General features: G+C 52.7%; 23 protein-coding genes and 1 other RNA gene. 5 read left to right on the forward strand and 19 right to left on the reverse strand.

What is annotated here, in order from left to right; all coding sequences use genetic code 11:
- The first annotated feature begins 1 nt into the window (after position 1).
- Complete coding sequence (locus E8E00_RS11425; protein ID WP_096630796.1) at positions 2-463, forward strand: DUF721 domain-containing protein; 462 nt, start codon at positions 2-4, stop codon at positions 461-463.
- A gap of 73 nt (positions 464-536) precedes the next feature.
- On the opposite strand, the gene lpxC is transcribed toward E8E00_RS11425, so the two are convergent.
- The 17 genes from lpxC to rsmI form a co-directional block, all read right to left on the reverse strand.
- Positions 537-1454 (reverse strand): UDP-3-O-acyl-N-acetylglucosamine deacetylase, encoded by a 918-nt coding sequence (gene lpxC, locus E8E00_RS11430; RefSeq protein ID WP_069586604.1) that lies wholly within the window; start codon positions 1452-1454, stop codon positions 537-539.
- A gap of 116 nt (positions 1455-1570) precedes the next feature.
- On the reverse strand, positions 1571-2740 hold the full coding sequence (gene ftsZ, locus E8E00_RS11435; RefSeq protein ID WP_077455359.1) for a cell division protein FtsZ: 1170 nt from the start codon (positions 2738-2740) through the stop codon (positions 1571-1573).
- A 33-nt stretch (positions 2741-2773) separates the two neighbouring features.
- Entirely contained in the window at positions 2774-4030 is a 1257-nt protein-coding gene (gene ftsA, locus E8E00_RS11440) for a cell division protein FtsA (protein WP_069586602.1), read from the reverse strand.
- Positions 4031-4042: 12 nt separating this feature from the next.
- Positions 4043-4813, reverse strand: a complete 771-nt coding sequence (locus E8E00_RS11445; protein ID WP_096631591.1) for a cell division protein FtsQ/DivIB — start codon at positions 4811-4813, stop codon at positions 4043-4045.
- A gap of 212 nt (positions 4814-5025) precedes the next feature.
- On the reverse strand, positions 5026-6495 hold the full coding sequence (murC, locus tag E8E00_RS11450; protein WP_096630791.1) for a UDP-N-acetylmuramate--L-alanine ligase: 1470 nt from the start codon (positions 6493-6495) through the stop codon (positions 5026-5028).
- Positions 6496-6509: 14 nt separating this feature from the next.
- Positions 6510-7568: an undecaprenyldiphospho-muramoylpentapeptide beta-N-acetylglucosaminyltransferase gene (gene murG / locus E8E00_RS11455; protein WP_096630788.1), complete on the reverse strand. Its 1059-nt coding sequence runs from the start codon at positions 7566-7568 to the stop codon at positions 6510-6512.
- Positions 7558-8763, reverse strand: coding sequence for a cell division protein FtsW (ftsW, locus tag E8E00_RS11460; RefSeq protein ID WP_077639583.1), 1206 nt, complete (start codon positions 8761-8763; stop codon positions 7558-7560). Before ftsW ends, murG begins: the two co-directional genes overlap by 11 nt.
- Positions 8760-10097, reverse strand: coding sequence for a UDP-N-acetylmuramoyl-L-alanine--D-glutamate ligase (gene murD, locus E8E00_RS11465; RefSeq protein ID WP_096630785.1), 1338 nt, complete (start codon positions 10095-10097; stop codon positions 8760-8762). The genes ftsW and murD overlap by 4 nt, the downstream gene beginning before the upstream one ends.
- 2 nt (positions 10098-10099) lie before the next feature.
- Positions 10100-11182 (reverse strand): phospho-N-acetylmuramoyl-pentapeptide-transferase, encoded by a 1083-nt coding sequence (gene mraY, locus E8E00_RS11470; protein WP_069586596.1) that lies wholly within the window; start codon positions 11180-11182, stop codon positions 10100-10102.
- Positions 11182-12546 (reverse strand): UDP-N-acetylmuramoyl-tripeptide--D-alanyl-D-alanine ligase, encoded by a 1365-nt coding sequence (murF, locus tag E8E00_RS11475; protein ID WP_096630782.1) that lies wholly within the window; start codon positions 12544-12546, stop codon positions 11182-11184. The genes mraY and murF overlap by 1 nt, the downstream gene beginning before the upstream one ends.
- Entirely contained in the window at positions 12543-14021 is a 1479-nt protein-coding gene (murE, locus tag E8E00_RS11480; protein WP_096630779.1) for a UDP-N-acetylmuramoyl-L-alanyl-D-glutamate--2,6-diaminopimelate ligase, read from the reverse strand. The genes murF and murE overlap by 4 nt, the downstream gene beginning before the upstream one ends.
- A complete protein-coding gene (locus tag E8E00_RS11485; protein ID WP_069586593.1) occupies positions 14008-15774 on the reverse strand; it encodes a penicillin-binding transpeptidase domain-containing protein in 1767 nt (588 codons plus the stop codon). Before E8E00_RS11485 ends, murE begins: the two co-directional genes overlap by 14 nt.
- Positions 15771-16100, reverse strand: a complete 330-nt coding sequence (gene ftsL / locus E8E00_RS11490; RefSeq protein ID WP_069586592.1) for a cell division protein FtsL — start codon at positions 16098-16100, stop codon at positions 15771-15773. Before ftsL ends, E8E00_RS11485 begins: the two co-directional genes overlap by 4 nt.
- A gap of 3 nt (positions 16101-16103) precedes the next feature.
- Complete coding sequence (gene rsmH, locus E8E00_RS11495) at positions 16104-17054, reverse strand: 16S rRNA (cytosine(1402)-N(4))-methyltransferase RsmH (RefSeq protein ID WP_077639587.1); 951 nt, start codon at positions 17052-17054, stop codon at positions 16104-16106.
- A 16-nt stretch (positions 17055-17070) separates the two neighbouring features.
- The gene (mraZ, locus tag E8E00_RS11500) at positions 17071-17529 is read right to left on the reverse strand and encodes a division/cell wall cluster transcriptional repressor MraZ (RefSeq protein WP_069586590.1); all 459 of its coding nucleotides are present in this window, start codon (positions 17527-17529) and stop codon (positions 17071-17073) included.
- A 252-nt stretch (positions 17530-17781) separates the two neighbouring features.
- Positions 17782-18162, reverse strand: an RNA gene (rnpB, locus tag E8E00_RS11505) — RNase P RNA component class A.
- 54 nt (positions 18163-18216) lie between these two features.
- Entirely contained in the window at positions 18217-19074 is an 858-nt protein-coding gene (gene rsmI, locus E8E00_RS11510) for a 16S rRNA (cytidine(1402)-2'-O)-methyltransferase (RefSeq protein WP_069586588.1), read from the reverse strand.
- A 61-nt stretch (positions 19075-19135) separates the two neighbouring features.
- On the opposite strand from rsmI, the gene E8E00_RS11515 reads away from it, so the two are divergent.
- Genes E8E00_RS11515 through E8E00_RS11530 form a run of 4 tightly spaced genes read left to right on the forward strand, consistent with a single transcriptional unit; the run spans position 19136 to position 22484 of the window.
- Positions 19136-20986 carry a penicillin-binding protein activator gene (locus E8E00_RS11515; RefSeq protein ID WP_240531925.1) on the forward strand — a complete coding sequence of 617 codons (1851 nt, stop codon included), beginning with the start codon at positions 19136-19138 and terminating at the stop codon, positions 20984-20986.
- Entirely contained in the window at positions 20986-21351 is a 366-nt protein-coding gene (locus tag E8E00_RS11520) for a YraN family protein (RefSeq protein ID WP_096630774.1), read from the forward strand. The genes E8E00_RS11515 and E8E00_RS11520 overlap by 1 nt, the downstream gene beginning before the upstream one ends.
- A gap of 3 nt (positions 21352-21354) precedes the next feature.
- Complete coding sequence (locus E8E00_RS11525; protein ID WP_069586585.1) at positions 21355-21945, forward strand: phosphoheptose isomerase; 591 nt, start codon at positions 21355-21357, stop codon at positions 21943-21945.
- A gap of 2 nt (positions 21946-21947) precedes the next feature.
- Positions 21948-22484, forward strand: a complete 537-nt coding sequence (locus E8E00_RS11530) for a BON domain-containing protein (protein WP_096630771.1) — start codon at positions 21948-21950, stop codon at positions 22482-22484.
- A gap of 87 nt (positions 22485-22571) precedes the next feature.
- Here E8E00_RS11530 and lptG read toward each other — a convergent pair whose 3' ends face one another.
- Both lptG and lptF read right to left on the reverse strand, forming a co-directional pair.
- On the reverse strand, positions 22572-23645 hold the full coding sequence (lptG, locus tag E8E00_RS11535) for an LPS export ABC transporter permease LptG (RefSeq protein ID WP_069586583.1): 1074 nt from the start codon (positions 23643-23645) through the stop codon (positions 22572-22574).
- A complete protein-coding gene (gene lptF, locus E8E00_RS11540; RefSeq protein ID WP_077455372.1) occupies positions 23645-24745 on the reverse strand; it encodes an LPS export ABC transporter permease LptF in 1101 nt (366 codons plus the stop codon). The genes lptG and lptF overlap by 1 nt, the downstream gene beginning before the upstream one ends.
- Between the last annotated feature and the right edge of the window lie 29 nt (positions 24746-24774).

The following is a 24774-nucleotide window of genomic DNA, read 5'->3' on the forward strand; positions in this document are numbered from 1 at the left end:
CATGCGAGATCACCGACCCCGCTCTACGTTGCACTTGTTAGAGAGCGACAACAACAATATCGCTCAACGCGCTGTTGAGCTTGCCAAGCTAAATAAGTTGATCTTGGCCTTGTTACCGGGCGAAACCTCTAAGGCTTGCCGGGTAGCAAACTATCGTGAGGGCGTGCTCGTGGTTGAAGCTGGCAGCGCTGCTTGGGCTATGCGGCTCAATTACGAGCGCCAACACCTTTTGTCCGTATTACGGCAAAAAGGCCTCGCCAGTCTCACCACCATTGAAGTGAAAATTAATCCAGCCTTGGCCGCCGTGGATAGAGAAGAAGATGCCACCACACCCGCGCGCCATTTGAGCAAAGCCTCGGGTGAGTTACTGCATGAGCTGGGGCAAAGTGCCTCACCAAAGTTAAAAGCGCGTTTAGAGGCCTTAGCCAAGCTAGCGACAGACACAAAAAAGCCAGAGTCGTGACTCTGGCTTGATTTAATAGGGTGCTGAGCAACTTACCATGATGAGGCAGCTCTGCCCTATTTAGGTGCAAGTGTTAGGCAAGCACCATATCTGGATCAGCAAAGGCAACCGGTGATTTTTCCGTTTCTTCAAACGTTACCCACTCCCACGCTTCTTGATCCGCCAACACCGCACGCAGCAGCTGGTTGTTCAGTGCATGGCCCGATTTATAGGCGCGCATTTCACCGATGATGCTATGGCCACACATGTATAGGTCACCAATTGCATCCAACACTTTGTGCTTCACTAATTCGTTATCAAAGCGCAGACCTTCTTCGTTCAAGATGCGGTAGTCATCCAGAACAATGGCGCAATCAAAGCTGCCGCCCAAACACAGGTTCTGTGATTGTAGGTATTCAATGTCGCGCATAAACCCAAAGGTTCGCGCACGACTGATATCTTTGATAAACGACTGTGTCGAGAAGTCCATCACCAAATTTTGTTGCTCTGATTCAATCGCAGGATGGTTGAAGTCGATGGCAAAATCGAGGCGGAAACCGTTATACGGCACCAGCTCTGCCCATTTGTCGCCGTCTTCAATGCGAACAGGTTTTTTAATGCGAATGAATCGTTTTGGTGCGTTTTGTACTTCAATACCGGCAGATTGCAGCAAGAAGATGAATGGGCTTGAGCTACCATCCATAATCGGGATTTCTGGCGCATTGACCTCGATAATAATGTTATCGATGCCCATACCGGCAATCGCGGCACTTAAATGCTCGACAGTCGAGATACGCACGCCTTCGTCATTAACGAGCGCGGTACACAGCATAGTGTCGCGTACATCCGCTGGATCAGCCGGAAAGTCAACCGGCGGCTCCATATCGGTACGGCGATAAATCACGCCGGTGTTCGCAGGAGCCGGACGCAGAGTAAGCGTAACCTTACGCCCAGAGTGGAGGCCCACACCGGTCGTTTCGACAATACTTTTTAATGTTCGCTGTCTTATCATCGGCTTATCTCAACTTTTTCTCAAAAAAGTGTGCTCTGCGTCACTCATTACCCTGTCACCTTAGACAAAGGGAGCGTGATGATAGCACATCGCTGGCTACAAACCAAGCACTGGCACTAGTCAGCTTGCTTACGCAAAAACGCAGGAATATCGAGATAATCATGCTCGGTCTGCGATTTTGGCGCCGCGTTTGACGACGACGCAGCTGGCTGCTCTTTTGCCGCAGGCGTTGCCGCCTGAGGTTTTTCTTGCAAAGGCTGTGCCTTTTTCGGCTCGGCCGGTGCTTGCCCAGACTGTGCGTTGGTCACCAAGGTAATATCTGGCTTACGTTCGTTGCCAATCCCCGTTGCCACCACAGTCACTCGCAGCTCGTCGCTCATTTCCGGATCCATCGAGGTACCAATCACGACAGTCGCATTATCAGAGGCGAACGCTTTAACCGTGTTACCGACCGTCTCGAATTCATCAAGACGCATATCGAAACCAGCGGTAATGTTCACCAGCACACCGCGTGCGCCTGCTAAGTCGATGTCCTCAAGTAGCGGGCTAGAAATGGCCATTTCAGCCGCTTCTTCTGCTCGGTCTTCTCCCGTAGCAACCCCGCTTCCCATCATGGCGTGCCCCATCTCTGACATCACAGTGCGGACATCCGCAAAGTCGACGTTAATGTGGCCCGGACGGGTAATCAGCTCAGCAATACCTTGCACCGCGTTACGAAGTACATCATTCGCTTTCGCAAACGCATCTAGTAAGGTTATGCCACGACCCAGTACTTTGAGCAGTTTTTCGTTAGGAATCGTGATAAGCGAGTCAACATTCTTAGACAGCTCTTCAATTCCTTGCTCAGCAAAGGCCAGTCGCTTCTTACCTTCGAAGCTAAATGGTTTGGTGACCACTGCAACGGTGAGGATACCCATTTCTTTCGCAATTTCTGCGATGATAGGTGCTGCACCTGTCCCAGTACCGCCGCCCATTCCTGCTGCGATAAATACCATATCGGCACCTTCGAGCTCAGCTTTAATCGCATCGCGATCTTCAAGGGCAGAATCTCGACCTACTTGAGGGTTTGCCCCCGCGCCTAGGCCTTTGGTGATGTCGCCACCAATTTGAATGACGGTGCCAACGCTACTTTTACGCAACGCTTGGGCGTCAGTGTTAATACTAATGAAGTCAACGCCTTCGATTGACTCACGTACCATATGCTCGACAGCGTTACCGCCGCCACCGCCAATGCCAACGACTTTAATTACCGCATCGTCAGACATTTCCATCATCGGTTCAAACATGAGTTCTCTCCGTCCTTCCTGTTCGCATCAGGGTTAAAATTCTTTCTTAAACCAGCTACTCAGCTTGCTTACCCAACTGGCAACAGCCCGCTTTTGCTCTGGTTCACTCGTTTCTGTCAGCAAGTTTTCTTTGCCGTAATGCAAAAGCCCAACCGCTGTTGCATAACATGGTGCTTGTACATAGTCAGTTAATCCGGTGACACCCACAGGCTGCCCAACTCGTACTTGATTCTGAAATACACGCTCAGCACATTCGACCAAACCGTGCATCTGTGCCGCACCGCCAGTCAGTACAATGCCTGCGGCTAACTGGTGCTTCACGCCTTCACTGCGTAGCTTGTCTTGAATGGCAACCAGCTTCTGATTGACCAATCCCAACAGCTCAGAACAACGTGGCTCAATCACTTCTGCCAGTGTCTGGCGCTGCAATGTCCGTGACGGGCGTCCGCCCACACTGGGCACATTGACTTTGGCATCCTTGCTGACCAATTCGCTAAGTGCGCAGCCGTACTTCACTTTAATGTCTTCTGCGTCGGCAAGCGGTGTTCCAAACGCGTAAGCAATGTCGCTGGTAATCACGTTCCCCGCATAAGGGATAACCTCTGCGTGGCGCAGCGCGCCTCCCGTCCAAACTGCGAGATCCATGGTACCACCGCCAATATCGACAACGCAGACACCCAGCTCACGTTCGTCCGGTGTAATCACCGCATGGCTTGCTGACAAGCCGGAGAAAATCAGTTGATCAACTCTAAGACCACAGCGTTCAACCGCTTTCTCAATATTTTTTGCCGTGTCATTGTGACATGTGATGAGGTGCACACTGGCTTCCATACGCACACCTGACAACCCCACTGGGTTTTTGATCCCTTCTTGATAGTCAATTTTATATTCTTGTGGGATCACATGGAGCACGCGTTGCTCATCACTAATCTTCACTGACTTAGCAGTGTGGATCACATTGTCAACGTCATCTTGGGTCACTTCCTCATCGGAAATCGTACCCATCCCTCTTTCAGTCTGGCAGTGAATGTGCTTTCCTGACAAAGAAAGATACACAGAACTGATTTGGCAATCCGCCATCATTTCTGCTTCATTCACCGCACGCTGGACGGATTTGACCACAGATTCTAGGTCGTTGACGCCACCTTTATCCATGCCACGAGACGGGCTGGTCCCCACGCCCAATACGTTGATGGTGCCGTCTGGCAGCACTTCACTGACCAGCGCAGACACTTTGGACGTACCGATATCCAGTCCAACAATCAGTGATTTATCTGTCGCTTTATTCATTCACACCATCTCTTAATCTTGGCTAGTCGTCTCTTCCGTCTCTGTTTTCCAACCTACGGCAGCACCTGTGTCATAGCGTAAGTCCACGTAAGCGATCGGTGTTTGTTGTTGCTGTATCTCAGGGTAAAGGTGCACAAACCGCGCTAAGCGCTCTTCTCGTGCTTCTCGACCCAATTCAATCCGTATGCCGCTGCGTGTCACGATACGCCAAGAGCGTCGCTCGTTCAGTGATAAGGCTTGAATCGACAAGCCAATGCGATTGAGCTGCGCATTTAGAGTCTCACTGGCGGCAAGCACCTCTTTTGCACTCTCTGGCATACCGTGCAAAGACACCAGCTCCTGTCCTGCAACATCCGCCGGCGTGCCATCAAAAATCTCGCCCTCAGGCGTTAACAGCTTCTGTCCATTCCAGATAGCTCGCGCTTGATACTCGGTAATATGGACTTTCAAGGTGTTCGGCCACTGTTTGCGAACCGCCACGTGCTTAACCCAAGGCAGCGCCTCGATGTTTGCCTGGATGCTATTCACATCTTGCAGCATAAAACTTTTCAAGGTGCCGACCGACAACACAGCGTCGCGCACTTGCTGATCACTGACCTGAGTCCGAGCGCCTTCGATAACCAACTGAGACAAAGGCAGCTGCTGCTCATCGCTCATCCAATCAATCACTCGCACAAAGCCGGTCACCATCAAAAGAATGACTGCGGTAAGAAACACCAATCCCGCCCATTGCTGACGTTCAAGGTTCACCGTTTCTTGTATGCGTGTGAGCGCATTTACCATGCTCATACCTTTGTTATCGCCTTGTGTCGAGCAAGCTTGACACACCCAGCGAAAAAACCGACTGATTATAGCGATCCCGCGCCTCGTGCTCCAACTTGATTGATGCTTTGTATCAATAAGCTGAGATCTGTTCCGAGCAATTTTGCTCTGTGATGCGAAAAAAGCCGCCTTTTTATTCGGATCATCCGATTATGACACAGCTTTTTATCACATCAGTTTGTTTTTTGTTGTGCCATTTTTGCTTTATCCAGCGCCATTGCCGCTAAATTTCGCGCTACTTTACCAATGTCACCCGCGCCTTGTGTTAAAACTAAGTCATTCGCTTGCAGTACATTGGCCAATGCGGCCGGTAACGCCTCGGCATTTGGCACAAAAATCGGATCGAGCTTACCTCGCGCCCGAATGCTACGACACAAACTTCTACCGTCAGCCCCCGCAATCGGTGTTTCTCCCGCGGAATAGACATCCAACATCAACAGCACATCCACGTTTTCCAGCACATTGGCAAAATCATCATAGAGATCTCGGGTACGGCTGTATCGGTGCGGCTGAAAGATCATCACCAAACGGTGATCTTGCCAGCCAGCGCGTGCCGCTTTAATGGTGACATCCACTTCACTAGGGTGGTGACCATAATCATCAACCAACAACGCCCTTCCTTGCTCGACAGGGAATTCTCCCAGTTGGTCGAAACGACGCCCTGTTCCTTCAAAACTGGCAAGCGCACGCACAATGGCAGCGTCATCCACACCGTCTTCGGTCGCGACAGCAATCGCGGCACTGGCGTTTAATGCGTTGTGTTGTCCCGGAATATTGAGCTCTATGGTCAAGGTCTCGCGTCCCGGACGGGTGACTTTAAACATCCCGCGCTGACCTTTTTGGTGATAATCGTGCAAACGCACATCGGCATCATCAGAAAAGCCATAGGTGATCACTTGGCGACCAATCGATGGGATCAGGGCGCGTACCACAGGATCATCAATACACACCACCGCTAACCCGTAAAACGGTAGATTGTGAAGAAAATCAATAAAGGTTTGCTTTAGCGTTTCAAAGTTACCGCCGTAGGTATCCATATGGTCGGCTTCAATATTGGTGACGATGGCGACCATAGGTTGTAAATGCAAAAAAGAGGCATCGCTTTCGTCCGCTTCCGCAATCAAATATCGGCTACTCCCCAAACGCGCGTTGGTGCCAGCACTTTTCACTAATCCCCCATTAACAAAGGTGGGATCTAAACCGGCTTCCGAATAAATCTGTGTCACTAATGCAGTGGTCGTGGTTTTACCATGAGTGCCGGCAACGGCAATACCGTGCCGATATCGCATCAATTCGGCCAACATTTCGGCACGACGAACCACCGGAATGCGGAGCGATTTTGCCGCGACCACTTCCGGATTATCGGGCTTGATGGCGGTAGAGACCACCACCACGCTTGCTTTCTCAATATGACTGGCTTGATGACCGATAAAGATCTCTGCCCCCATGGACGCCAAACGCTCGGTGACCACATTTTGTGCAAGATCCGAGCCGGTTATTTGGTAACCTTCATTAATCAGCACTTCAGCAATACCACACATACCCGCACCGCCGATGCCCACAAAGTGGATCCGTTTCACCCGACGCATTTCCGGGATCATGGTACGAAGTTTTTCTAGCTGCTGATTATCCAATTTACCCATTCATCTTTTCTCTATTATTTTGCTTGTTCGGCAATCACTTGTGCCACACGTGCATCCGCATCAATGATCGCGGCATCGCGCGCGGCATTCGCCATCGCAAGGAGGCGCGCTCGGTCTAAGCCGTCAATTGTCTCAGCCAGCGTAGCGGCTGTCAGTGATGGCTGTTCAATCATCAGTGCTGCATCACGTTCAACCAAGTAATCACCGTTTAGTGCTTGCTGACGGTCGGCATGCATAAAGGGCACAAAGATCGCCCCCACACCGGCTGCCGCGAGTTCCGAGACCGTCAAAGCGCCACTGCGACAAATCACCACATCGGCCCAAGCATAAGCACTGGCGACATCATCAATAAATTCGGTCACGGTCGCATCGGTAACGCCCTCAGCGTGATAGGCCGCTTCGGTACTTTGCGCGTTTCCTTTACCGGCTTGGTGACGCACCATGACTGGCTGCGCCGTTTGTGCCACCGCAACAGGCACGGTTTGGTTTAAGATGCGCGCACCTTGGCTGCCGCCCATCACCAGAATACGTAGCGGTCCGTTGCGATCACGAAAGCGCGCTGTCGGTGACGGCAAGGCACACACATCACGGCGCACCGGATTGCCGACCACAGGTTTACCCTCAAACGCTCCCGGAAAGGCTTGCAGCACTTGCTTAGCCACTTTTGCCAACCATTGGTTGGTTAACCCAGCCACCGCATTTTGTTCATGAAGCACCACAGGTACACCACTGAGCCAAGCGGCGATGCCGCCGGGGCCACTCACGTATCCGCCCATGCCCAACACCGCATCGGGTTTATAGCGCTTAATGATTTGGTGCGCTTGCCAAATGGCGCTAAGGATCATCCACGGCGCACGCAGCTTGCGGATCAGGCCCGAACCAATCAAGCCTTTGACACGAATAAACTCAATATCAATGCCGTGTTTGGGAACCAGATCGGCTTCCATACGATCCGCAGTCCCCAACCAACGGATCTGCCAGCCTTGTTGCTCTAAATATTTAGCGACCGCGAGGCCAGGAAACACATGTCCACCGGTTCCCCCCGCCATTACCAATAAACGTTTACTGCTCATCGTGTTGAATTTTATCCTGATAATGCTTGATTTGATGGGCTTGGGCCGTGGCTAAACGGTACTCATGGTCGATACGTAACAGCAGGGCGACCGCCATTGCCATGATCAAAAGGCTGGAACCGCCATAACTGATCAGAGGCAGCGTCAGCCCCTTGGTCGGCAGCATGCCCGCGGCAGCGCCCACATTCACCATGGTTTGAAACGCAAACCAAATCCCGATACCAAAGGCGAGAAAGCCACCAAACAATTGTTCTTGTTCAAGGCAACGTCTTCCAATAAATAAAGCTTTGAAGACCAAGCAGAAAATTAAAACCAAAATGACACTAACGCCCACCAGCCCTAGCTCTTCGGCAATCACGGCAAAAACAAAGTCGGTATGCGCTTCAGGCAAGTACTCCAATTTTTGAATCGAGTTGCCCAAGCCTTGCCCAAACCAATCACCGCGCCCAAAGGCCATTAACGATTGGGTAAGCTGATAGCCACTGCCAAACGGGTCTTGCCAAGGGTCAAGGAAAGCGGTAACACGCCGCACCCGATAAGGCTCTGCAATGATCAAGCCTCCCACCAGCGTAAGCCCTGCCACCAGCAGCGCGATAAATTGCCATAATTTGGCGCCGGCAATAAACAACATGCCCACCGTGGTCACAAACATCACCACCACTGAGCCTAAATCGGGCTGGGCAAGGAGCAAGCTGGCAAATAACAACAGCACCGCAAGCGGCTTCGCAAAGCCACGAAAGTGCTCGCGCACTTCACCATGACGGCGGACTAGGTATCCTGCCAAAAAAACAAACAGAGATAGCTTGGCAATCTCCGCAGGCTGAACATTGATCCCAGCAATGGAGATCCAACGCGCTGCACCGTTGACCGAGCGCCCGATGGCTAACACGGCCAGCAGCAACACCGATGACAGCAATAGCATCCAACCACTGTATTTTTGCCAAAGCCGCACGGGAATATACATCACCACCACAGCCGCTATCACGGCTACCGTGAGATAAATCGCGTGCCGTTTCGCAAATAAAAATGGGGCATCGGCCAAGCGAAGGGCAACCGGGATAGACGCTGACGTTACCATCACCAGCCCAATCACCATCAATAACAGGGATACCCAGACAAGTTGGCGATCATAGAGCACACCCGGCGATGGGGTGCGCAGCCAAGACCAACACTGTTTGGGCCAAGTGCGTATCATCGGACATCACTCACGGTAAGTTGTTTGACGGCATCGGCAAAGGCATCGCCACGTGCCATAAAGTTGGCGAACTGATCGAGGCTCGAACAGGCTGGTGACAATAGCACCATATCCCCCGGTGCAACGTGTTGGGCAATGACATCAATCGCCTGTTCCAAGGTATCAAAACACTGCGACGAGCGGCTCAATGCAGCCAGTTTGTCACCATCCCGCCCAAAGCAATATAGCTGGGCAGACAGCTTATCCAACACAGGTTGAAGCGCCTGAAAATCCGCACCTTTACCATCACCGCCGAGTAACAAATGGAGCTTCCCTTGCAGCGTTAAGCCATCCAAAGCGGCTAACGTGCTGGCCACATTGGTCGCTTTGGAATCATTAACCCAAGTTACGCCGTTGATCGTTGCCACCGTCTGGCAACGATGAGGCAAGCCAGTATAGGTTTGCATTGCCTGAACTTGTCCATCGCGACCGATACCGACACTGTCTGCCAATGCCATTGCCGCTAAGCAATTGGCAACATTATGACGCCCAACGAGCGCAAGCTCGGCCACGGGCAGAACAGGAATACCCTCCAGACTGAGCCACTCTTGGCCTTGATGGCTGATCAGACGATAGTCACCGTGCTGAAAACCAAATAAAACGAGAGGTTGCTCACTGTGCGTTGCTTTATCATCAGCGTTGGCAATCCGGGTGTGTGCGTGAGCGAAAATACGTAACTTGGCCGCGCGATAATCGGCCAAGCTGTCGTAACGATCCATGTGATCTTCAGAAAAGTTTAAAAACGCGGCGCCATTCAACGCCAATGACGCCGTGGTTTCCAGTTGAAAGCTCGACAGCTCCAGCACATATAAGTCATGCCCTTGGTCGAGTAAATCAAGCGCCGCGACACCGATATTGCCACCCACACCCACACGGATAGCCGCTGCTTTGGCCATCTCGCCCACTAAGGCGGTGACAGTGCTTTTCCCGTTCGACCCGGTAATAGCGACCACCGGCTTATCGCAATACCACGCAAAGAGTTCAATATCGCCAACGATGGGGATGCCCGCTTGATGAACTGGGCCAAGCGCGGGCGTCGTCAGCGCAATGCCCGGGTTGGTCACCACCAGATCGGCGTCGGCTAACCACTGTTCCTGCCAGCTGCCGGTATGTAATGTCACCTGAGCCGGCAGTTGATCACACCCCGGAGGTTGAAGACGCGAATCCATCACGCGAATCGTTGCCTGAGGATGATGGCGGGCAATAAAGCGCACCACGGATAATCCAGTCACCCCCAAACCCATCACCACGATATGATCAAACTCGGTTAACGAACGCTGGCTCACGGTTGACATGATTAACGTACCTTCAGCGTTGCCAGTGCAATCAACACTAGCATCAAAGAAATAATCCAAAAGCGGACAATGACTCGTGGCTCCGGCCACCCTTTTAATTCATAGTGATGATGAATCGGTGCCATACGGAAAATACGCTGTCCTCGCAATTTATAAGAGCCGACTTGCAAGATCACCGACACGGTTTCCATCACAAACACACCGCCCATGATGATCAACAGCAATTCTTGGCGTACCAAGACAGCAATGGTGCCTAGCGCGCCACCAAGGGCCAACGAGCCAACATCGCCCATGAATACTTGAGCTGGATAGGTGTTAAACCACAAAAAGCCTAAGCCAGCACCGACGATGGCGGCACACACCACCACCAGCTCACTGCTGTATTTGATGTAAGGGATATGCAGATAGCTGGCAAAGTTCACATTCCCCGTTGCCCACGCAATAAACGCAAAGCCTCCCGCGACCATCACCGTCGGCAAAATCGCGAGACCATCCAACCCATCGGTTAGGTTCACCGCATTGCTGGTGCCAACAATCACAAAATAGGTAAAGACGATATAAAACAGCCCCAGTTGAGGCATCACATCTTTGAAAAAGGGCACAACCAGTTGCGTCGCAGCGGTGTCACTACCATGCGCATACAGCGCAAAGGCCACACCTAGCGCAATGGCGGATTGCCAAAAATACTTCCAACGTGCAATTAAGCCATCGGTGTTTTTGCGCACCACTTTGCGATAATCATCGACAAAGCCAACCGTGCCGTACCCGAGCAACACTACCATCACCGCCCATACATAGGGGTTCGATAAATCTGCCCATAAAAAGACGGTCAGGGTAATGGCGGCCAGGATAAGCACCCCGCCCATAGTAGGTGTACCACGCTTGCTAAAGTGCGATTCGGGCCCTTCTTCTCGTACCACTTGGCCAATCTGCATCGATTGCAGATATTTAATCAGTCGCGGTCCCATCCATAACGAGAACACAAGCGCAGTTAACGCACTCACAATGGCGCGAAAGGTCAAATATTCAAACAGTCGCATTGACGGGAAAAAGCCCTGCAATGCCTCAGCTAACCATACCAGCATCAGCAGGCCTCCTTAATGGCGGCAACAACCGCCTCCATCGCCATACCTCGGGCGCCTTTGACCAAAATGGTGTCGGGATTATGTGTTTTCATCATGGTTACTACATGCGCGATCAGCGCGTCTTTTGAGTCAAAATGACGGCCGTGACAGCATTCGCTGATCACACGGCTATCGGTTCCTGTGGTAAACACCTGCGTCAGCCCCACCTTGGCGGCGTGCTCACCCACTTCTCGGTGCATTTGTTCGCTGTACTGCCCTAGCTCGGCCATATCGCCTAAAATCAACCAACGCTCGCCAGAATAACTGGCAAGCACGTCGATAGCGGATTTCATCGCCGGAACGCTGGCATTATAGGTATCGTCAATCAGGCGGAGTCCGGCACGCGGCTCACTCACTTCGGTGCGGCCTGCGGCATTTTTCATCGCCGCAAGTCCTTGAGTAACGTCCTCTAAGGTCACGCCCGGTAACTGCATCGCGGCACACCCTGCCATCAATGCGTTGGTAATATTGTGTTTGCCGGGCAGCGGTAACGTCACCGTAGATTGCTGCTCGCCGTCACTGAACACTAAGCGGTAGCAGCCCGCCTCGACCAGCTCGCTCTCCACCAGTTGCAAAGGCGCAGCCGCTTGCTCAGTCACCTGAATCACGTTTTTGTCTGCCAGTACGGCTTGCCATTTCTCACCGCCATGGCTTTGCGCGTTAACCAGCGCTATGCCGCCTTGAGGTAGGCCTTGATAAATTTCACCTTTGGCGGTCGCGACCCCCTCTAGCGAGCCAAACCCTTCAAGATGGGCAGCCGCAAGGTTGGTCACCATGGCAATATCCGGTTTGACAAGCGATGTGGTGTACGCAATTTCACCGATATGGTTCGCACCCAGTTCAATCACGGCATAGTCATGATCGGGCGTGAGACGAAACAAGGTGAGCGGCACCCCGATATCGTTATTAAAATTGCCTGCGGTCGCCAAGGTCTTCCCTTTGCGCGACAAAATGGACGCGAGCATTTCTTTAACCGTGGTTTTGCCACAGCTGCCTGTAATCGCGATGGTAGGAACCTGACACTGCCCTTTAACCCACGCGCCCAGCTGGCCCAGCGCGATACGAGTATCGTCGACCACCAATTGCGGCAAGTCGATATCCAGTGGTGTCGATACCACCAGTGCCACAGCGCCCGCCTGCTTGGCTTGCTCTGCAAAGTCGTGCCCATCAAACCGTTCGCCTTTCAACGCCACAAATAGCGCGCCTTTAGTCACCTGTCGGGTGTCTGTGGTGATCGCGGCAACGTCAAGCGCCGGTGGGGTGTCCACACCGTGCCATTGCGCGGCCAAAACATCAGCAAAGGTTATGAGTGCGGTGGTAATCATGGTAACTCCTTCAATAACGCAGCCACGGTTTCACGGTCGGAATAATGCACTTTGCCGTCGGCAAGGACTTGGTAGTCTTCATGGCCTTTGCCCGCGACCAGCACGATATCGTCAGCTTTGGCCGCCTGCATCACCCGTGACAATGCACGCGCGCGATCGTGCTCAACCCACGCGTTATCGGGGGCCTGCATCCCAGCAAGCATGTCATCGGTAATCGCATTGGGCGCTTCACTGCGCGGGTTATCGTTGGTCAGTACCGCCTGATCGGCATATTGCTCGGCGATGCGAGCCATCACCGGACGCTTGCGGGTATCACGATCGCCGCCGCAGCCAAAGACACACCACAACTTACCCCGACAGTGGCGGCGCAGCGCGATCAGAGCCTTCTCCAGCGCATCGGGCGTGTGAGCATAGTCAACCACCATGGTCGGTTTGTCAGGGGCAAGAAAAACCTCCATCCGGCCAATGACGGCATTCAATTGATCGCTAGTCGCTAACAGGGCATCCAGTGAATAGCCTAAGCCTAATAGGGTCGCCAAACTGACCAAGAGATTGCTGACGTTAAAGTCACCCACCAAGGCAGCATTCAACTCCCCTTGTCCCCAACTGGTTTCGACCATCACACGTACGCCGTCGGTGGCAAAATCAATCTGGGTGGCACGCACATAAGGGCCGTCGTGGTGTTGCAAAGAATCAGCGTGCAGCGCGACCGCAATCGCCTTGGGCCACTCGCGCAGCCATTGGCGTCCCACCTTATCGTCGGCATTAATGACTTTGAGCGGGTTACCCAATGAGAAAAGCTGCTTTTTCGCCTCAGCGTATGCCGCTAAGGTGCCGTGATAATCAAGGTGGTCATGGCTGAGATTAGTAAATACCGCCGCATCAAAGGCCAAGCTCGCCACGCGGCCTTGCACCAATCCGTGCGAGGACACTTCCATCGCCACATGCTTGGCACCTTGGTCGGCAAAGGTCGCTAGCTGCGCTTGAATGCTAATGGCATCGCCAGTGGTGTTTTCCGCTGCCTGCAGTCGGCCGATAAAGCCATTGCCTGTGGTGCCCATCACGGCGGTGGGTGCATTTAGCGCATCAAGCCATTGTGCAATCAGCTGCGACACCGTGGTCTTACCGTTGGTGCCAGTCACGCCAATCAAGCCTACTCGCTGCTGCGGGTCGTGATAGAACCGAGCCGCCAACGCTGACAATAAGGCGGAGAGATCCGGCAAAGAGATAACCGGCACCTCGTGGTGCCAATCAAGACGCGCCATTGCATCATCGGCTTGCTGAACAATCGCCACCGCACCGGCCTCGATGGCCGCAGGAATAAATCGACGACCATCCACTTGATGGCCGGCAATGGCAACAAACACATCCCCTGACGTCACTTGGCGACTGTCCAACGTGAGTCGGTTTACTGTGATACTCGGTGCATCAGCTAGCCAAGGGCTTAGCCACTGCTTTAAATCATTCATTCGCATCCACTTGGTTAGAACGCTGAGCTACTTGAAGCCCCGGGCCGGTCTGAGCGTCCGGAGCAATATTTAAAATCTGAAGCGCACTTTTCATCACGCTCGAAAATACAGGGGCTGCCACTTGGCCGCCGTAATACTTGTCACCTTGGGGTTCGTTGATCACCACCACCATCGCGAGTCGTGGGTTACTGATCGGCGCCAGCCCCGCGGTGTAGCCAATGTATTCGTCACCGTATCCTCCCGCGACTGCGACTTTTGCCGTCCCGGTTTTAGCACCAACACGATATCCATCCACCGCCGCACGACGCGCACTGCCACCTTCTTGGGTGACACCTTCTAGCATCTGCAGTACTTTATAAACATTGTCGCGGGTGGCGACTTGTTTGCCTTCCGTCACCCCTTCATGCTTGATGATACTCAACGGACGATTCACACCCAGTGAGCCCAAGGTGGCATAAGCACGGGCAAGTTGTGCAGGCGTGACTGACAAACCATAACCAAACGCTAAGGTCGCACGTTCAAAATCGGACCAACGGCGACGCGTCGGGAAAATACCCACCGACTCGCCCACCAGCTCAACGCCTGTGCTCGCCCCCAAACCAAAGCTGCCATACTCGCCAAGTAAGGTTTCGACCGGCATCGCCAGTGACAGCTTACTGACACCGATGTTGCTGGATTTTTTGAGAATGCGCGCCAGATTGGCTTTTCCGACTTTCGACACATCACGCACGCGGCTGCCGCCGATTTGCATGATGCCGTTTCCGGTATCAATCACGGTATTCATGTCGGCGACCCCATTTTCTAACGCTGTCAGCACCACAAAAGGCTTCATGGTAGAGCCGGGCTCAAACACATCGGTGATCGCACGGTTGCGCATATTAAAGCTTTTCAGATCACCACGGTTATTGGGGTTATAGGAAGGCGCATTGACCATGGCGAGTACTTCACCGGTTTTGACATCCACCATCACCAGTGAACCAGACGTCGCGCGGTAATCTGCGACCGCTTGCTTAATCGCGCGATAAGCAATGGCTTGCAGACGCTGATCAATGCTCAATGCGATAGGTTGGCCTTCTTTTTTATCTTCGGTGGCAATGTGCTCTACCACGCGACCAAAGCGGTCTTTGCGTACGGTACGTTTGCCATGTTCACCGGTAAGCCACTCATCGTAACGGCGTTCAATCCCTTCCAAACCGTGACCGTCGATACCGGTCACACCCACTAAGTGAGCACTCACTTCAGCACTAGGATAAAAACGACGAGATTCTTCTTTTAAGCCCACCCCGGGCAGGTCGAGCTTATTGACATAAGACGCCATGGCCGGGCGGACTTGGCGTTGCAGGTAGATAAACCGGCGGTTGCGGTTTGCTTCAATTTTGTCGATCAGAGCTTGGCGATCCAGTCCCAACACATCCGCAAGTGCGTACCAACGATCTTTTTTCGCTAATCCCTGATGCTTAAATACCGTGACAGGATCCGCCCAGACTGCTTGGACAGGCACACTGACCGCCAGAGGCTCACCATTGCGGTCGGATATCATCCCACGGGCGGAATGTACTTCTTCCACCCTGACCGAACGTAAGTCCCCTTCGTAGCGTAAACGGTCGGGCTCAATCACTTGAATAAAAGCCGCCCGAGCCACCAGTGCGGCGAACGCGAGACCAATAAACACACAAATAAGGCCAAAGCGCCACTTGATAAAAACAGGTGGCGCTTTTGGCGTGCGTCGATTTGCTGGCTTCTGGGTACGCTTTTTCACGGGTTCGTACTCAAGGGTCGTTTAACGATCACTTCATTTTTTTGCGTGGGCCGAATCATACCAAACGCGTTTCGCGCCACAGATTCGACATGGCTATGTTCCGACAAGGAGTTTTCCTCCAACAGTTGGTTTCGCCATTCCACTTCTAAAGTTTCACGCTGGTCGAGCAACGCATCTTGTTTAGCAATCAAGTTGCGAGTGGATTGTGTCATCAATACCACCGCAATTGCCGAGACCAGCACGGCGCCGAGCAGCAACAAAGGCACCTTGCCTACTGCCAGTAGGTCGTGGCGAATTTGTTTAGCGAGGCTCGGGCGTCTTTCCATGGTTTATCCAAGCTTTTCTGCTACACGCAGCACCGAACTGCGTGCACGGGCATTGTGCTCAATTTCTTGTGACGATGGTTTGATCGCTTTACCGATGGGTTTCATCGCCGCCGAACCAAGTTCAGCAATCTGCGCCTCGGTCAGCGGCACCCCTCTCGGCACCTCCGGCCCTTTGCTTTGTTTGCGAATAAAGCGTTTCACCATGCGATCTTCGAGTGAGTGGAAACTGATCACCGATAAGCGTCCTTGAGGCGCCAACACCGCCAATGCGCCTTGCAAGGCCAGTTCTATCTCATCGAGCTCACTGTTGATATAAATGCGGATCGCCTGAAAGCTGCGGGTCGCGGGGTGCTTTTTCTTCTCTTTAAACGGCACCGTGTTGTCGATCAACTTGGCCAGTTGACTGGTGGTTTCAAGCGGCGGGGTCTCTTCATCTTCACGGTATTTGACGATCGCATGAGCAATCCGCTTGGCAAAGCGTTCTTCACCGAAAACTTTTAGTACCCAAGCAATGTCATCGGCGCTTGCCGTTTCCAACCACTGCGCAGCAGACTGGCCGGCGGTCGGGTCCATACGCATATCGAGCGGACCATCACGCAAAAAGCTAAAGCCACGGGTCGGATCATCCAGCTGTGGCGAAGACACGCCCAAATCGAGCAACACACCATCGACTTTTCCTGCCAATCCTAAATCGGTGAGGTAGGTTTCAATGCCCGAAAATGGCCCATGGATAATTTGGAAACGCGGATCCTTGATGGTGCCGGCTTCTTCGATGGCACGAGGATCGCGATCAATCGCATACAAACGCCCGTTCTCGCCCAACTGAGACAAAATATGTCGCGAGTGGCCGCCACGGCCAAAGGTGCCGTCGACATAAATGCCGTCAGGTTTAATGGCAAGGCCGTCCACAGACTCATTTAAAAGGACGGATACATGGGTATATTGTTCTGACATAAATTCGCTTCATTAATTACAGTGACAGATCTGCTAATCGTTCACTGATGAGGTGGTTTGACTCCGCCTGTGTATCCATATCCTGACGAATTTGCTGCTGCCAAGTTTGCTCGTCCCAAATTTCAAATTTGTTGAGCTGGCCGACCAACATCGCTTTGCCATCCAGTCCGGCATATTGGCGCAACGTGGACCCAAGCAGCAGTCGCCCTTGTCCGTCCATTTCGCAATCAAATGCGTGCCCGAGCAATAAACGCTGTAGGCGTCGTTCTGCAGGCTGAAAGCTGGATAATTTTGAGAGCTTGTCTTCAATCACTTCCCATTCAGGGACCGGATATAAGGCCAAGCAAGGGAGTTGGTGATCAATGGTGCACACAAAGCGGCCTTCGCAATGCGCGACTAACGCATCACGATAACGGGTCGGCAAGGCAAGCCGTCCTTTTTTATCGACCGAAATGGCGCTGACGCCTCGTAACATGGCGTTATTTTCCCTTTTTCACCAAAATTATCCACTTTACACCACATTTTCCCACCCAGAAGTGTACGTAGCAGGTAAAAAGAAAGTCAAGCGAGTCACGAAAGTGATTACGATCACATATTATGAAATAAAAGAGGCAATTCAGCTGGTTAGTCTGTGTTCACTTATCGACTATTGATAGCAATATAACTAAATCATCTGACCAATCGCTGAAAACAAGAAGGCGAGCCCAAAAAGGCTCGCCTATAAATGCGGTTGAGTTGGCCTGTAAGCCGGGTTCTGTACCGTAAAAACGGCGGTAACCATTCGTCTAGGCCTGCAATCGCTCACAGGCTCCAGCAACCTACCCGTCCCCAAACGCGGGCCGCGCCAATAGGGACCTATTTGGTCTTGCTCCGGGTGGAGTTTACCGTGCCACGAACTGTTGCCAGACGCGCGGTGCGCTCTTACCGCACCCTTTCACCCTTACCTGTGCTCCGAAGAGCCATCGGCGGTCTACTCTCTGCTGCACTGGTCGTAGGCTCACGCCCCCCAGGCGTTACCTGGCACCCTGCCCTGAGGAGCCCGGACTTTCCTCCCCTTTATCAGTCTCCCAAAGGACATCAATAAAGCAGCGGTTACCCGGCCAACTCGAGCGGGGGAGTATATAGAAGATTGTCAGCGCAAGCCAGCCAAAATCACGCCCAGTTACAGATTCTCCAAGCCCCACTTATAGAGTGCGTTCTTTTTAACCGAATACAGTTCCGCGACTAACGCCGCCGCTTTTTTAAGAGGTAACTCAGCGGCAAGCAACCCTAATGCGCGACAGGCGGACTGTGGCAACGCATTTTTATCCGCACGGTGGCCGGCCACTAGCAACACCATCTCGCCTTTTAAGCGGTTGGGATCTTCATTCAACCATTCAATTAATGTCCCCAAGGGCGCGCCGTGAATGGTTTCAAAGGTTTTGGTGAGCTCGCGCGCCAGTACCACGCGGCGTTCTGGCCCAAGCACTGCCAGCATATCGGCCAAACTATCGCGGATACGGTGCGGCGACTCATAAAAAATCAAGGTGCGCGGGTCATCGGCTAAATCACGGAACGTGTCTTGGCGGGCTTTCGTTTTCGGCGGCAGGAACCCTTCAAAACTAAAGCGGTCTGAAGGCAAGCCTGATGCACTCAATGCAGTCACCACCGCACACGCGCCCGGCAGCGGAACCACTCGGATCCCCGCGTCGCGGCATTGCGTCACAAGGTGATAGCCTGGGTCACTGATCAGCGGCGTGCCCGCATCGGAGACCAGAGCTATCGACTGACCTTGCTGTAAGCGATTAATCAGCGCAGCCGCTTTTTGCTGCTCATTATGTTCGTGCAGGGCAAACGTTTTGGTGCTAATCGAGAAATGCGACAATAATCGAGCCGTGTGCCGCGTATCTTCGGCAGCAATCAGGTCAACATTGGCTAACACCTCTAACGCACGTTGCGTGATGTCAGCCAAATTGCCGATTGGCGTCGGTACAATATATAGCGTGGGAAGTGCCCGCTCGGATAGATTTGCATCAGTCATTTGTTTAACAACCCTTCGGCGATTAAGATAGGGGCAACGTTGTCACGGTTGAAACATGTTCATGCTTAAACTTACCCAGAAGCGTCAAAGTGTAACACGACTTGTCACGCCTGTAGCCTTGGCGTTGGCACTGGCGGCCTGTAGCGCGCCAACCACAGGACCCACAGCTCGCCATGCGATCAGTCAACCGGCGAAGGAGAACTCAACCTTCTACCTGCTGCAAGCAGAAACCAGTGAAGGCAACCAGCAAAATGACTGGTTTTTACTGGCGATCAAGGCGCTCATTAACGAGCAACAGTTCAACCAAGCAGACGTTTTGCTGCAACGCTTGGAGCGACGCCCTCTTACCACCGATCAACAGATCGAGTGGACGCTGACACGGGCGCGCTTTTTAGCGGAAACCGGCAAGCTCCCTCAGGCCGATGAAGCACTCACCCTCAACCCAAATTGGCAGTTGAGTGCCGAGCAACGCGCGCGTTTTTATCGTCAAAAAGCTACCATTGCGCGTCAGCAAAGCAATGCATTCGCCGCAGTGACCAACCAACGCTTGGCCGCTGGCTATTTGGACGGCAGCGAGGCTCGCCAAGCGTGGAATACTTTGTGGCAAGATTTGCAGCAATTAAACCAGCGCGAAGTGGAACGGATTGAAAGCGGCGATGATGACATTCTCGCCGGTTGGGTTCGCTTGCTAGACATTGCTCGGCGCTACAGCCGCGATCCGGCTCAAATGCAAACCGCACTTGACGATTACTTAAGTCAACATCCCGCGCATCCGGCCAATCGGTACTTGCCCGATAACTTGGCGGATATTCAGTCGCTCACCATCACCCAACCAACGCGTGTCGGTGTGATGCTGCCACTGAGCGACAAATTTGCCGAACAAGGGGATGCCATTCGCGACGGCTTTGTCGAAGCAATGCTCGATGACAAGAGTGAGCAAAAGCCGACGGTATTTTTCTATGATACCAATGCGCTCGATATGCAGGCCCTTGAACAGCGCGTGCAAGACGATCGCCTCGACTTTGTGGTTGGCCCGCTCCAAAAACACATGGTCGCCGCAGTGAGTGAGGCAATCGCCGGTCAAGTGCCTTTGTTGGCCTTAAACCAGCCCAACGATGATAGTTTCACTCCCGGAGTGTGTTATTTCACCCTCTCTCCCGAGCAAGAAGCGGCACAAGCCGCCGATCACCTTTATAACCAAGGCTATCAGTTCCCGATGGTGCTGTATCCTGACTCCACCTTTGGGCGTCGAATGAGCGAAGCGTTTTCCACCCGCTGGCAGGCTTTGACGGACACCCAAGCGGAGCAAGCCGCCTTTGGGGATCGCAGTGGCATGCAAGCCCGCATTCAATCCATTTTTGGATTAGACGGAAGTCAGCGCCGTATTCAGCAAATGAAACAACTGACCGATCTACCCTTGTTATCGCAGCCAAGAAGTCGCCGCGATATTGATGCGGTGTACATGGTAGCCGGTGCCGCTGATCTGACCTTGTTGAAACCTTTCATCGAAGTGGCGATTAACCCTGATGTGGTTCCGCCTAAACTGTATGCCAGCTCACGCAGTAACAACCGCGCCGATGGCATGGGACAACTGGGCGAGTTACAAGGCATTGAGTTTAGCGATGTCCCCCTTCTGATCAGCCCAGACAGCGAAGCACACCAGCAACATGCGCGTCGCCACCCAGCACAAAGTAATAATACCGCGCGCTTACATGCGCTAGGGGTCGATGCTTACGCCCTCCTAACCGGCCTGCCCCAAATGCAAGCGCTGCCCGGTTATCAGGTTAATGGTCAAACCGGACAACTATCGCTCGGTGACAACTGCGTCATTAACCGTAAAATGCAGTGGGCACGCTTTGGCAAAACCGACATCGAGCCGGTTGCCCCGACGGATAACGGAGCAAGCCAGTAATGCAAGGTCAGCCAACTAAGGAGACGGGGCAAGCCTACGAGCAACATGCTTGCCAATACCTGCTCCAACAAGGGCTGACCTTACTGGATAAAAACGCCCATAGCCGCCGAGGCGAGCTGGATTTAATCATGCAAGAGGGCAAGTGCTTAGTCTTCGTCGAAGTCCGCTTCCGACGAGGGCGCGGTTTTGGCGGCGCTGCCGCAAGCATCACCGCCACCAAACGCCGCCGCTTGTACCTTGCTGCCGAACGTTGGATGCAACGTCACGGCTTTCACAGTCACCACACCGAGTTTCGCTTTGACGCTGTGACCTTTGATGGCCACGTTGAAGCAATCAACTGGATAAAAAACATCGTTGAAGGGTAAGTAATGCTAGAAAGCATCAAAGAAAGCTTTACCGAGAGTATTCAAACACAAATCGCGGCCGCAGAAGCGATTCCAGAGCATCTGTCACAAGCGGCACAAGTGATGGTGCAAAGCCTGCTGAATGGCAATAAAATTCTTTGCTGTGGCAATGGCGGCTCTGCGGCTAATGCGCAACATTTCGCCTCCTGTTTGCTAAACCGCTTCGAAACCGAACGCCCCAGCTTACCGGCGTTAGCGCTGACCGCAGACACCACCACGTTAACGGCGGTTGCGAACGATTACAGCCACGATGAAGTGTTTTCCAAGCAAGTGCGCGCGCTTGGCCAAGCGGGGGATGTGCTCCTCGCCATCTCGACCAGCGGAAACAGCAAAGACATCATTAAATCCATGGAAGCCGCGGTAACGCGTGATATGACCATCATTGCCATGACAGGCAAAGACGGCGGCGAAATGGCAGGCTTGCTTGGCCAACGAGATGTCGAAATTCGTATTCCCTCACAGCGTACAGCGCGAATTCAAGAAGGTCACCTACTTGCCGTGCACTGCCTGTGTGACTTGATTGATCAGGTGCTTTTCCCTTCTCACGGAGAATAAACATGCGTGTGTTATTGACCGTTTTACTCGCCTTTACCTTACAGGCTTGTTCCGCCGTTTACTCGTCTGACCCGCGCACCACTGGCGAAGAATGGCAAGATACACAAATCGGTCTCAATACCGCTGGCATTGTCAATAAATCGCCGTTTAGAAATAAGATCCGCGCGAAAGCCGCGGCTTTCCAAGGTCAGGTTCTCTTGGTGGGGCAAAGTGCCGATCCGGCATTGACCGAGGAGTTTGTTGCCCGCATTCGTGCGCTCGACAATGTGGATGTGGTCTACAACCAAATTCGCCAAGCGCCGATGTTGGGCTTGGCTGATATTAGTACCGACAGCTGGCTCACGACCCGCGTTAAAGCCGCGCTTGTTGCCGATGACACCCTACGCAGCGTGAACATCAAAGTGGTGACCGAGGCACGAGAAGTCTTTCTTCTTGGTGCAGTGACCCAAGCACAAGCGGATAAAGCGGCTGATATCGCCCGCAATATTCGCGGCGTCAATCAGGTGATTAAAGCGTTTCAGTACACGGACCAGCGCTAGTTCATATATCTGCGCTCTTATCCATGTAAAAGGCCAAGGAAATCATACCTTGGCCTTTTTTGTCTTCGTCATGTATCGATGCGGTGGCTACAATTTGCGTCTAAGCAGTAGCAAGGTGACGGCCAAGAAAATCAAACTCGGCGTCACAGCCCCTAACGCTGGCGGCAGCTTATACACCAAGCTCATCGGCCCAAACACTTCGTTGGCAATATAAAAACCGAACCCGAAAATCACCCCAGACAGTACTCGAGCACCCATGGTGACACTGCGAAGCGGGCCAAACACGAAGCTCAGTGCCAACAGCATCATCACCGCTATCGACAGCGGCTGCACCGCTTTTCGCCACAACGCGAGCTCATAGCGCGACGCATCCTGCTGCGAGGCTTTCAGATAGGTGACATAGCTATACAAGCCAGACAGCGGCAGCTCTTCCGGTTTTACCGTCACCACCGCCAATTTATCGGGGGTGAGCGTGGTTTTCCACACCAGTTGGTCTTGCTTCACATTAGTAAAGGCGGTGTGATTTTGCATGCGCGTAATGGTGACATCTTTGAGCATCCAACTGTCTTTATCGAGGTAGTCGGCACGTTCGGCAAACACCACATTGGTCATCACTTGGTTATCATCAAACTTCCAGATGCTTACGCCATTGAGGTTGTCTTGCTCGTCGGCCCGAGCAATATAAATAAAATCATTGCCATCTTTGGCCCATACCCCGCGTCGTACCGACATGACATTCCCGCCGGATTTGGCAATCGAACGCAGCTCACGCGCGGCTTTTTGCGCATCAGGCGCGCCCCATTCACCAAGCACCATGACAATCAGCATCAAGGGGATCGCGGTTTTCAGCACCGACATACCGATTTGCAGTTTCGACACACCCGCCGCCTGCATTACTACCAGCTCAGAACTGGACGCTAGCATCCCAAGTCCAATCAGGGCGCCGAGCAATACTGCCATAGGGAAAAACATTTCAATGTCACGCGGCATGCTCAGTAGCACGTAGAAAATTGCTTTGCCCATGGTGTAAGCGCCATCCCCGACCGAACGCAGCTGTTCGACGAACTTGATGATGGCGGATAATCCAACCAGTGTGGCCAAACACAGTGATGAGGTGCCGATCAGGGTGCGGCCGATATACCAATCTAGGATGCGAAACATCAGGCGGCTCCTTTCAAACTGGCTTTGAGTTTACGCATAGGTAATGAGTCCCAACTGGCTAAAATAACCGCGAGTAACAAGGCCGCGACGTTAACACTCCACAACCCAATTTGCGCGGGTAAGTCACCATCTTCGACCGCGGATTTTGCTGCACTGATAGACAAGAAATAGGCCAGATAAATCAATATCGCAGGGAAGAGCTTGGCAAAGCGTCCTTGGCGAGGGTTCACCGATGACAAGGGGACCACAATCATGGTCATCAGCGGGATACACAGGACCAGTGAGATCCGCCATTGCAGCTCGGCACGGGCTTTTAAGCTGCTTTCCCCAAACAGTTGCAAGGTCGGTACCGCGTCCCAATCTCGGCTTTTTTCACGTACTTCACGCTGACCAATCAATACCTGATAGTTTTTATAGGTCGTCACCCCGTATTCAAGGCGACTGGGGATCCCTTCGGTGCGGGTGCCATCGACTAAATCAAGCACCTGACGCCCATCTGGCAACTCCGAGATATAGCCTTTATCCGCCACCACCACGTTAGGCAGTAGCGACTCGCGCGGCACAGGCTGAGCGACAAAAATACGGTTCAAGGTCTTGCCGTCGTTTTCGATGTTGTCGACAAAAATCACCGCTTGTCCAGACGGTGCACTCTGGAACTGGCCTTGTACCAAGAGCTCCAGTCCCGACTCTGCCTCCAGTTGCTCCATCACCTTGAGTTCTTGGTTATTGGCCCAAGGTGTTAGCCATAGCGCATTAAAGGCGGCCACGGAACCTGTGATCAGTGCCAAATACAGTGCGGCGCGGATCAAAAATTCGTTACCAATCCCGGTGGCATTCATCACCGTGATTTCACTTTCCGCGTACAAGCGACCAAAGGTGATCAATATCCCAATGTACAAACTTAGCGGCAACATCAACATGGCCATGGACGGCATGTAGAGTCCCACCAAGGTGATAATTTGATCACTTGGAATCGACCCTTCTGTCGCATTGGCAAGAACACGGATAAACTTTTGGCTAAAAAAGACCAGAAATAACACAAATAAAACTGCAACTTGTGTCTTAACCGTCTCCCGGATCAAATATCGAACAATTATCAAAGCGAAGGCACCTATGGAAAACTTGTTTT

The sequence above is a fragment of the Salinivibrio sp. YCSC6 genome (genome assembly GCF_004916735.1).
GTDB lineage: Bacteria > Pseudomonadota > Gammaproteobacteria > Enterobacterales > Vibrionaceae > Salinivibrio > Salinivibrio proteolyticus.